The sequence below is a fragment of the Rhabdothermincola sp. genome (genome assembly GCF_036846205.1).
Lineage (GTDB): Bacteria > Actinomycetota > Acidimicrobiia > Acidimicrobiales > Acidimicrobilacustridaceae > Rhabdothermincola.
Window position 1 is genome coordinate 1 of the sequence record NZ_DAIUCK010000106.1, and the last position, 10,346, is coordinate 10,346.

Genomic DNA, 10,346 nt, shown 5'->3' on the forward strand with positions numbered 1-10,346 from the left:
CTGAGGACCCGTCCTGGAAGCGTCCCGGTCCCACCCCGATCGCGCCGTATTGAAGGCCAGATCCGGCGCGCACACATTTGCAGGTTCCCCTCCGGGAAACCTGCGAGCCCGTCCCGGTCGGGCCGGCGGTGAAGTTCACGATCACCCCGCTGGGCGGCGGCAGCCGCGACATCGCCAAGGTCGTCGATGCCATCGTCCGGTATCTCCAGCCACTCCCCAAGGAGCAACCAACCCCGAGTCCCGGTGGCCCCGAGGGCCCGTCCCGGTACTACGCCGACAGCGGGGAGGAGCCAGGGCGCTGGCTCGGCGAGGCGGCCCGAGCCTCCGGCCTGGCAGGGCAGGTCGAACGGTCCGACTTCGCTCGAGTGCTCGCCGGGAGGGACCCGCGCACGGGTGAACGGCTCATCACCGCCCAGGGATCCGCCGGGAGGCGACCAAAGCTGGGAGCCGGGAACCACACCGCCACCGGAACGGAGGGCGAACTGCTCTACGGGGAAGCCGACGCCGCCGCCGTGCTCGGCATCACCAAGGCGGAGGCGTCCCGCATGCTCGACGTCGGGACCGGGATGGCCCTGTCCCGGCTCGGTCCCCTTCCCGCTGGAGTTCCCGGTTCAGTTCCCGGTTCGGTTCCCGGTGACGTCCCGGTCCAGCCAGAGGGCTCGTTTCTCGTCCCGGTCGTGGACCGGGACGGAACCCGGTGGGTCGCCGAAGCGGAGCTGTCCCGGTGCGTCGACGCCAGGGAGATCGGGACGAGCCCGGCGGCGCTCTCGGCCACCGGGACACCCGATGACCAGTTCCCGATCGGCGAGGCCGCCCGGCTGGCCGGCGTCACCCAGCGGTACATGCGCAAGATCGCCAAGCACCACGAAGACCACCGGGACGGCATCGAGGAGACCCTCGCTGCCGGGCGGCGCCCGCGTCGCGCGTACCTCGTCGCTCACCGTGGCACCCACAACCAGTGGATCGTGACCCGTCGAGAGCTCGTCGCCTTTCTGGAGCGCCGCCACCCACCGTCGGTCAGGGTCGCGTTCGACCTCACCCTCACCACCGAGAAGTCCCTCGGCGTCCTCGCCCTCGTCGGCACGCCCGAGACATCAGCCGCGGTGCTCGGCGCGATCCAGAGCGGCAACGACTGGGCCATGCGGTGGCTCGAACAACATGCCGCATCGGCGCGGGTCACCGGCAAGCCCGTTCCCGCCACCGGCTGGATGGTGGCGACCTTCCGGCACCTCACCTCCCGGGCACTCGATCCGTTCCCCCACCACCACAACGTCGTTGCCAACACCGTCACCCTCGAAGACGGGTCACGCCGGGCGCTCGATTCGCGGGGCCTCTACCGCCACACCCACGCCGCCTCCGCCCTGGCCACCGCCGAGATGCGCCGCCAACTCTCGTCCCACCTCGGAGTTCGATGGCGTCTTGGCCGCAAGGGCGGATGGGAGATCGACGGCATCGGCGACTCGGTGCTCGCCGAGTTCTCCAAGCGCCGCACCGAGATCGACGACGCCCTCCGTGAGCTGGAGGAAGCCATCGGGCGCGGCGCCCACCCCGGCGAGATCGAGCACATTGTGCTGCGCACCCGCCCTGCCAAGCGGCACACCCCCGTCGCCGAGCTGGTCGACGACTGGCGGCGACGCGCCGAATCACATGGCTTCGACGCTGCGGCGATCTCGGCCTGTCACGGACACGACGTACCCATCCATGAACCCGACGCCGAGGACCTGTTCGCCTCACTCGCCGGGCCCGACGGGATCTGCCACGGCGGATCGGTGTTCAGCCGAGCCGAAGCCCTCGTCCAACTCGCCAACCACCCTGTCGGCGACGAAGCCGCACCCCAGCCGCTGCTCTGCGGCGCCGCTCGACTCGAGGAGCTCACCGAAGAGTTCCTGGCATCACGCCACGTGCTCCACCTCGGAGGCGACGACGTCGAGATGTTCACCACGGTCGAGATGCTCGGCGTGCAGGACCGGATCATGGCTCGCGTCGCCAAGGGCCTCCACCAGGGGGCGAGCCTTGTCTCCCCAGCTGCACTTTCCGCCGCGTTCGAGACGCACTCGCACCTCTCCGAGGAACAGCGCGCAATGGTCTCGTCGTGGTGCAGGAGCGGGCACCGATTCCAAGCGGCCATCGGACGGGCCGGCGCCGGCAAGACCACCAGCGTGGCCGCCGCCGCTCAAGCGTGGCAGGCGGTCGGCTACCGAGTGGTGGGCACGGCCGTCAAGGGGGAGGCCGCTCGCACACTCGCGGCGGCCACCGGGATCGAGTGCGAAACGGTCGCCTGGTACCTCGTCCACGACGACCCCCAGGCCAACCCCCTCGACTCCCGGACGGTGCTCGTGGTCGACGAGGCCTCGACGCTGTCGGACCGCGACCTCGACCAGCTCATGCGAATGGCAGCTTCCTCAGGGGCGACGTTGCGGCTCATCGGCGACCCGGCCCAGCACGGAGCGATCGCAGCGGGCGGTATGTTCCGAGTGCTCTGCGAGCGCCACGAGCGCGACACCCCCGAACTGGTCACAACCCATCGGGTCCGTGACCCCAACGACCGGGCGGCCGCCGAAGCCCTGCGCGACGGCCGGATCGACGATGCCCTCGATCACCTCCAGCGGGCCGGACACCTCCACGTCGTGGCTGACGACCTCGCCATGTACCGGCACGTCCTCGCCCGCTGGTGGGACGCCCATCACGAAGGCCACGACCACCCGATGGTCGACAGGCGCAACACCACCCGCCGTCAGCTGAACCGCCTTGCCCACCAACTCCGCCAGATCCACGGCGAGATCGGCACCGACGAGATCATCGCCAGCGACGACCGCCACTTCTCCGTCGGCGATCGTGTCACCGCCCGAGCCCCCAACCGAGACCTTCATCCCGAGGGCGATCGCCGGGCCTACGTGCGCAACGGAGCGCTAGGCACCGTCACCGCCATCCACCACGGCAACAAGAAGGACGACGACAGGATCACCGTCGACTTCGACGGCATCGGCACGATCCACCTACCCCGCAGCTTCTTCGACCACCACCGCAAAGGCGGCGGGCGCAGCGAAGTCGGAATCGACCTCGCCTACGCCCTCACCAGCTACGCGGTCCAGGGCTCGACGAGTGACGTCTCGACCAGCCGCGTCGACGCCACTGCCACCCGCGCCGAAACCTACGTCGACATCACGCGTGGTCGCCTCGCCAACCACCTCTACCTCACCGCCGCTGTCGACCCGCTCGACGGCGAGGCCCTGCCAAAGGTCCCGCCGGCACCCGCCGACGAGGCCGTGGCCGAACGTCTCCAGCGGTCCACCGGCGAGCTGACCGCATGGGAGATCGCCTACGGCCAGCCGGATGCAAGGACACCCGACCGCGGCATCAGCTTGTGATCCAACGCGAGAAGTAGCGCCGGCTCGGGCGTAGTCAAGCAAACGCTCGACGACGCAAGGAGCCACTGTGCAAACCACCGAAGCAAGCGAATCCGAGGTCCTCACCGTCGAAGAGGCGGCCACCATCCTTCGCATCAGCCGCAACGCGGCCTACGCGCTCACCCGGGAGTGGCGCGCCACCGGTGGACGCTCCGGCCTTCCGTGCATCGCGCTCGGTCGCTCCCTTCGAGTGCCCCGCTCCGCACTGCTCCAGCTTCTTCACGAGTCGACCAACACGAGCCGCGGCTCCACCGACCGCGACGTCGCCTGAGGAGGCCGTGATGCACCCCGAAGCACCACTGATTGATGGGCGCTCGGTCCGCGCGATCCGGCTCGTCTCCGATGTTCCCGACTTCGCTTCGCTCTACTCCGACTCGGAACTGACCCCTCGGTCGGCCGCCAAGGTCTGGTTCATCGCCGAACTCATCTATGACGAGTTCCACCAGGGATTCGGCGAGGAGATCCTCAGCACGCTCCCACCTCTCGCTCGGCGTCACGCCGACGAGCGGTTCGAGTCGGCCTTCACTCGCGCTTCGCCACCGTCGCGAAGCGCGTCGCCGAGGGACTCCCGTGGCTCGAGTCGATCGCCACCTGCACAGCCGACGAGATGGTCGTCCACGTCATCCTCTCCATGCTCGACGACATCGACGAACTGGTGGACCCGGACTGGATCGAACGGATCCCTGCCCACGAAGACGACGATCAGGTCGACTGGCTCGAGGATCTCCTCCTCCAAGACACCGACGTGCTCATGCTCTACAACCCGGCCCTCGATGGCATCGAGGACCCCGACTCGCCGGTCAACCAACAGCTGGGAATCGCCAACCTCCATCCCAACGACTGGTTCAAGCCCTTCGCCAACAGCGAGTGAGGGAGGTGCTGCCGTGACCAAGTGCGAGTACCTCACCGCCCGCTGCCCCTACGGATGCGAGGTCTGGCTCCACCCGAAGGCGGTCGTCCCCCACGCCGGCCGATGCCGTGGCATTCCGTGGACCGAGAGCCGGCGCCCGGTGACCGAAGTCCTCCTCGCGAACGAGGATGCCGACGACGCCCGGACGCTCCTCCCGTCTTCGGTCCTGGCCAAGCCGGAAATCAGCGGCGACCGACTGCTCAACCCCAGGCCCGGAATGCGCCTCCACGACAGCGCTGTCCAGGGCATCGTCGTCCGATCCCCACTCGATGGGGTCTCGGGCCGCCGGTGGTGGACGGTTGCCCGAGCGGCGATCGCTGACGGACGCAGCATCGAGCCCGCGTTCTGCTCCAACGGCTTTGCCGCCTTGGAACGCTTGCTCGAGCTCGAAGACCACTTCGTGAATTGCGAGGTCTGCGGCGACGACATGACCCCCCGAGGCTTGCGAGGGCACCAACGATCGAACTCCGTCTGCCGCTTCCTCTCCGATGTCGCCGAGGTCCGCACGTTCTGGGACCTCGGCTACCGAGACCCCTTCAGTCTCCGCGACGACGGTGTGCCGATCACGTGGACCGAGTTGAGCAGCCGCGCCCACTGGCGCAACCGGACCCACATCATCCGCTTCCGCCTCTGGACCGCCGTCCTCTACCGACGGCCGAAGCAGTGCTAGGTCAGAACGCTCTCACCCTGTAACTACACCCGTGTAGTTGTCACACCCCCTCAGTAAGCTGGCTACCGGCCAGTCCAACGTCGATTCACTGGCATCAAAGGCGGGTGTGTGTCGTGAAGCTCATCAAGGCTCGGGTCCAGAACTACCGGAGCATCGAAGACTCGGGTTGGGTCGATATCGAAGGGGACATTACAGCGCTCGTCGGCAAGAACGAGTCGGGCAAGACCGCCTTCATGCAGGCCTTGTTCAAGTTGCACCCAGTCGAGCCCGCCACTTACGACGAGGTCGTTGACTTCCCGAGCCGGCTCACCCGGAAGCGAAAGGACACCACAGGTCCCATCCCCGTGGCCACAGTCCAGTACGAACTCAGTGACGACGAGGTCGGCGAGATCGAGGAGAACCTCGGGACCGGCGTCTTGAAGTCCCGGCTAGTTCAGGTCGAAGGGGGCTACCGATTCAAGGCACGAACGATGAACGTCGAACTCGACGAGAGCGTGGCCGTAGCTCACCTGCGAGCTGACCTCGACCTCGCCGCAGCGGCAGGGAAGGCGGTCAACTCAGCGACGACTATCGCCGGCCTGGCAGCGGCGCTCGCTGACCTCGAGGAGCCTCCGGCCAAGGCCGAGGCGCTCGCCACCGCGATCGGCAACTGGCGTGAGAACCGGCTGGTGCTACACGTCATCGACGCCTACGTGAAGAAGTGGGAGCCGACCTTCGTCTACTTCGATGACTACAGCACCATGCCGGGCAAGGTCTCGATCCCACGCTTGATAGAGAAGCGCGACTCGGGCACTCTCGTCCGCGGCCTGCGCGCGCTGTTGTCGTTTCTCAAGCTGGGTAGCGGTACGCCCGAGGACTTCAACGACTCCGCGAATCACGAGCGGCTGATCCGCGAGCTGGAGAACACCGCCAACGGCATCAGCGACGAGGTGTTCCACTACTGGTCGCAGAATGAGGAGCTGTCCGTCGAACTCAAAGTGATGGAGCCGGAGGCAGGAGCCGAGCCTCCTCTCGACCAGGGCCCCATTTTCCATGTCCGAGTCCACAATCGCCGCCACCGCGTCTCGGTTCCGTTCGATGAGCGGTCGCGGGGGTTCGTATGGTTCTTCTCCTTCGTGGCCTACTTCTCCGAACTAGACGCAGCGAAGACCTCCGACCTCATCGTGCTGCTCGACGAGCCCGGACTCGCGCTGCACGCGACTGCGCAGGGCGACCTTCTTCGGTACATGGAGGAACGCCTCGCTCCCGAGCATCAGGTCATCTACACGACCCACTCGCCCTTCATGATCGACGCCACCCACATCGAGCGGGCACGAACCGTCATGGATGTGGACAACGAGGGCACGAAGGTGTCGTCCGAGGTGTTCCGAGTTGACGACGAGACCGTGTTTCCCCTCCAGGCGGCTCTCGGGTACACGCTTACGCAGACTCTGTTCATCGGCCCGAAGAACCTCCTGTTGGAGGGGCCTAGCGATCTCATCTACCTCGACATCCTCGATGACGATCTCCGGCAGCACGACCTGACCCCGATCGACGATGACGTGACACGCGTGCCAGTGGGCGGGGCTGGGAAGTTGTCGACGTTCGTCTCGCTCATCGGATCGAACCAGCTGAACATGGCGGTACTCGTCGACTCCAGCACGAAGGACGCCGAGGCTGTCGAGCGGCTACAGCAAGCCCAGAAGTTGAAGAAGGGCGCGCTGATCCATATGTCGGACATCACCGGCGAGCCCGAGTGCGACATCGAGGATCTGTTCGACCCCGCCTTCTATCTGGACCTCGTGAACCGGGCCTATGCCAAGGAACTCGACGGCAGCCCCCTCACGCTTGCTGATCTGCCGAAGAAGGCAGGGCGGATCACGAAGAAGATCAACGGCGCGCTTGCGAGACGCAAGATTGCAGGTGGGGTGTTGAACCACTACCGGCCGGCGGTGGTTCTACTCCGCAACCAGGCCGACCTCGTACCGACCATCGACGATGCCACGCGAGAGCGGTTCTCCAACCTGGCCGAGCGGGTCAACCGAATCCTCTAGATCTGACGGCCTGGGACATGCCCCTGTCGGGGGCGGGTCGAGTCTCGGATCCCTTCACCGAGCGCGCGTCCAGGGCATGCCTGATCGAGGTACTGGCGGGCCATGCGGCGCATGCCGACGGTGAAGGTCGCCTGGCACCACCCGTCTACCCGTGGCAGCGCCCGCTCTGTGCTACCGCGGACCCGGTCCGATGCGGATTCATAGATCAGAGACCCATGTGCTCCAGGCGATGGTCGCCTGCGGTGACGGCGCGTTCGCTTCGCTCATCTCGCCGGACATGATGCGTTCGATCGCCGCCACCGCGCTGACACCCAGCTCATCCGGATCGAGGGCCTGGTAGGCATCATCGGACCACACGGCCAACACGTCGTCGATGACGTGCGTGTTCGAGCGGAAGCCCCGATCGCGGAGCGCCTTCCGGATCGCTCGGCGGGTGGCTTCGAGGTGCTCACCGGGCACGCCGGTCACGTAGGTAGAGCTTCGTGCGACGACGGCTTCGGCGACTACCTCGGACAACAACGCCACGCCGATTGGCGCGGCCGACTTCGGGAGCCAGCTATCGACGACGCGGAGGCACGCTCGGCAGGTCGGCGCGAACGCCGCGTCCTGCCAAAGAAGCGTCGGGTCGTCGGCGCCCGGCGCCATGCCTTGCCACGACCGACCACACAACGTCGTCTGCTCCCAGAGGGTCGGGTCCTCGTAGTCGCCGGGGATTCCGTCGATTTGGATCGCGGTGTCGCCTTCGGCGAACTCCGATGCCAGGTGGATCTCGGTACCTCCGCCGACCTCGACGAGCAGGAGCTCGCGACCGGCCACGGTGATCGTGTTGAGCGGCCGGTCGGCGCTGGGAGACTCCTGCTCGTCCATGAGCTCCATCGTCGCAGCGATCGTCAGTCGCCGCTCACGCCACCGCGCTTGCGCTCGGCGGCCTGGCGGAGCACCTCGGCGAATAGCTCGGCGGCCTCGGCCTGCATGCCGGGAAGCACGTGCTGGTACACACTCATCGTGAAGGCCGGGCTCGCATGGCCGAGCCGTTCGCTGACGACCTTCACCGGGACTCCGTTCATCAGCAGGATCGTCGCGTGCGTGTGGCGCAGGTCGTGCAGGGTGATCTCCGGAACGTCGAGCTTGGCCACGACACGATCGAAAATCTGACTGAACAGATCGGGGTGCAGCCAGCTCCCGTCGGGCCGGGTGAAGACCAGATCGGTCTTGGCCGGCACCTTGCCTCCCCGCTCCTCGATGCGCAGCGAGCGCCACGACTCGAGCACGGCGATCGCGTCCTCCTCGATGTCGACGGTTCGCCGGCCGGTTCCCGTCTTCACGTCCGAGATGTGCACTTCGTACGCGACCGAGACGAGCGCCTGCCGGACAGAGACCCGACCTGCCTCGAGGTCGACATCACCCCAGCGCAGCCCGAGGATCTCGCCGCGCCGCATGCCGGTGTGAGCCGACAGGTGGAACGCGGGGAGGAACCGCTGGCTGTCCATCGCGTCGAGGAACACGCACAGCTGATCGGCGTCCCACGCCTTGATGTCCTCTCGTCGCTGAGCGCTGAGCTTCGGCGGATCGGCGAGATTGGCGACGTTGCGCACAACGAGGCCCTTGCGTTGCGCATCCGACAGTGCCTTGTTCATCATCACGTGGATGTTGCGCACCGTCTTCGGCGCCAGGCCCTTGTTGTCCGATCCCTTCCCGCGTCGACCCTTCGCCAGCAGATCGGCGTAGAGCAGGTCGAGGTCACCCGGGGACAGCTTGGCGAGCTGGCGTTGGCCGAGAGCGGGCAGCACGTGCAGGTCGATGTTGCGGCGGTACGCGTCGAACGTGCTCCGCCGCAGCCGGGACTCCTGCACCGGGAGCCAGCGCTCAGTCAGGTACTGCCCGAGGGTCCCCTTGGGCAGCGCGAGCGGTTCTCCCTCGTGCTTCTTGCGGATGAGGTCAGCGAGCACGCGCTCGGCGTCGGCCTTGCGCGTACCGGCGGAGATCCAGCGGCGCTTCGGCTTGCCCGCGTCGTCAGTGCCTTCGTAGACGACCGCGTACCAGCGGTTGCCCTTCTTCGTGACGGTTCCGTGCATGACGGATTCCCTTCTCTCGAGGTTGGAGGAAGGGACGCCCTGCAGCAGACACGGCCTGAACCCCGGGGCATCCGATGGGCATCTGGCGCTGCACCGCTCAGGGTACGCGCCATCCGCTCGAAGGTCGACCCTTGTGCCGAGGACCGGCGGGGTCGACGACTCCAACGTTTAGCCTCGACGACGGTCACCAGTGCCGTCCGGTACCCGCCCGTGCCACCGACTACCAGCCCGTCACTCTGAAAAGTGTAGAAAAAGTGTAGAAGTTCGGGCATTCTGGGCAGCAGAAAGGCCCTCCCCGGTTCCCCGGAAAGGGCCTCTGAGCTGCACTTATAGATGGTGGCGGGGGTAGGATTTGAACCTACGACCTTCGGGTTATGAGCCCGACGAGCTACCAGACTGCTCCACCCCGCGGCGTACCGAACACTCTACTCCCCACCACGCCGCGCACCAACCGGGCCCGCCCACCAGCCGGCCCCACCTTCCGCTCAGCCTGCGCTGAGCAGATGCATCACGACCTTGTCGGCCTTCGCCTGAGCCAGAAACGGCGCGGCGGTGCCGTGCAGGGCGAACGTCTCGCCGCTCTCGGTGTCGTGCAGCTTCACCACCCGAGACAAGCCGAAGCCCGAGCCGTGCACGTCGGTGTGCGCCCGGTCGAACCGCCGGACCTCGTTCCCGGCCCGCTCGCCGTCCCAGTCGAGCACGACCACCGCATCGGCGGTGACTGCTACCAGCACCCCGACGGTCATGCCTTCGGCCGCGGCCGCCTCCTCCACCGCGGCCCGCCCACCGAGCGCCGCGCCGACACCGGACGCCAGCGGGTTGTCGCTCACGACGTCACCGGCCACGGCCCCGAGCGTGCCTCCGGCGATCTGCGCGCCGAGCAGGCCCTGCCAGCTGAAGATGCCCGCGGCGAGCACCTCCGCGCCGCCGAGTGCGTCGCTGGCCGCCTCCTGCAGGTAGCTCTCGTCTCCCGCGTGCTTCACCGGACCCCCCTCACCCATCAGTGCCCGCCGGGTTGCGGGGTGAGACGACCCTAGCCACATCGCCTCGGTCGAGAGGCGTCAGCGCACGCCGCCAACCTCGGCAGACCTCGCCGACGGCGCCGGCCGCCCCGCCCGGGAACCAGCGACCGCCACGAGCAGGGCACCGGCGATGCTCGCCACCGCCCAGGCCCGTAGCCCGAGCTCGATCGACCCGGCGAGGGACCGGCCCCGACCGAACAGCTCCTCGACTGCCCACGCGGTCGCTGCC

At 67.4% G+C, this 10,346-nt stretch carries 9 protein-coding genes and 1 tRNA gene; 5 read left to right on the plus strand and 5 right to left on the minus strand.

Features of this window, described 5'->3' with window-relative positions:
* Positions 1–128 precede the first annotated feature (128 nt).
* The 5 genes from mobF (at position 129) to V7004_RS13425 (ending at position 7,020) form a co-directional block, all read left to right on the plus strand.
* Positions 129–3,368, plus strand: coding sequence for a MobF family relaxase (mobF, locus tag V7004_RS13405; protein WP_334144590.1), 3,240 nt, complete (start codon positions 129–131; stop codon positions 3,366–3,368).
* A 67-nt stretch (positions 3,369–3,435) separates the two neighbouring features.
* Complete coding sequence (locus V7004_RS13410; RefSeq protein WP_334144592.1) at positions 3,436–3,678, plus strand: helix-turn-helix domain-containing protein; 243 nt, start codon at positions 3,436–3,438, stop codon at positions 3,676–3,678.
* A gap of 336 nt (positions 3,679–4,014) precedes the next feature.
* Positions 4,015–4,278, plus strand: a complete 264-nt coding sequence (locus V7004_RS13415) for a hypothetical protein (protein WP_334144594.1) — start codon at positions 4,015–4,017, stop codon at positions 4,276–4,278.
* A gap of 139 nt (positions 4,279–4,417) precedes the next feature.
* A complete protein-coding gene (locus tag V7004_RS13420; RefSeq protein WP_334144595.1) occupies positions 4,418–4,987 on the plus strand; it encodes a hypothetical protein in 570 nt (189 codons plus the stop codon).
* 113 nt (positions 4,988–5,100) lie between these two features.
* The gene (locus V7004_RS13425; RefSeq protein WP_334144597.1) at positions 5,101–7,020 is read left to right on the plus strand and encodes an AAA family ATPase; all 1,920 of its coding nucleotides are present in this window, start codon (positions 5,101–5,103) and stop codon (positions 7,018–7,020) included.
* A gap of 198 nt (positions 7,021–7,218) precedes the next feature.
* Here V7004_RS13425 and V7004_RS13430 read toward each other — a convergent pair whose 3' ends face one another.
* The 5 genes from V7004_RS13430 to V7004_RS13450 form a co-directional block, all read right to left on the minus strand.
* Entirely contained in the window at positions 7,219–7,896 is a 678-nt protein-coding gene (locus V7004_RS13430) for a hypothetical protein (protein WP_334144598.1), read from the minus strand.
* A 14-nt stretch (positions 7,897–7,910) separates the two neighbouring features.
* Positions 7,911–9,095, minus strand: coding sequence for a tyrosine-type recombinase/integrase (locus V7004_RS13435; RefSeq protein ID WP_334144600.1), 1,185 nt, complete (start codon positions 9,093–9,095; stop codon positions 7,911–7,913).
* Positions 9,096–9,429: 334 nt separating this feature from the next.
* Positions 9,430–9,506 (minus strand) — tRNA-Met (locus V7004_RS13440).
* Positions 9,507–9,580: 74 nt separating this feature from the next.
* Entirely contained in the window at positions 9,581–10,078 is a 498-nt protein-coding gene (locus tag V7004_RS13445) for a hypothetical protein (RefSeq protein ID WP_334144602.1), read from the minus strand.
* Positions 10,079–10,156: 78 nt separating this feature from the next.
* Positions 10,157–10,346, minus strand: a 190-nt coding sequence (locus tag V7004_RS13450) for a hypothetical protein (RefSeq protein ID WP_334144604.1), incomplete at its 5' end; no start/stop codon positions are given.

Coding starts and splice junctions, on each gene's coding strand:
- V7004_RS13435 (WP_334144600.1), bottom strand. CDS start 9,095: ATGCACGGAACCGTCACGAAGAAGGGCAACCGCTGGTACGCGGTCGTC.
- V7004_RS13415 (WP_334144594.1), top strand. CDS start 4,015: ATGGTCGTCCACGTCATCCTCTCCATGCTCGACGACATCGACGAACTG.
- V7004_RS13430 (WP_334144598.1), bottom strand. CDS start 7,896: ATGGAGCTCATGGACGAGCAGGAGTCTCCCAGCGCCGACCGGCCGCTC.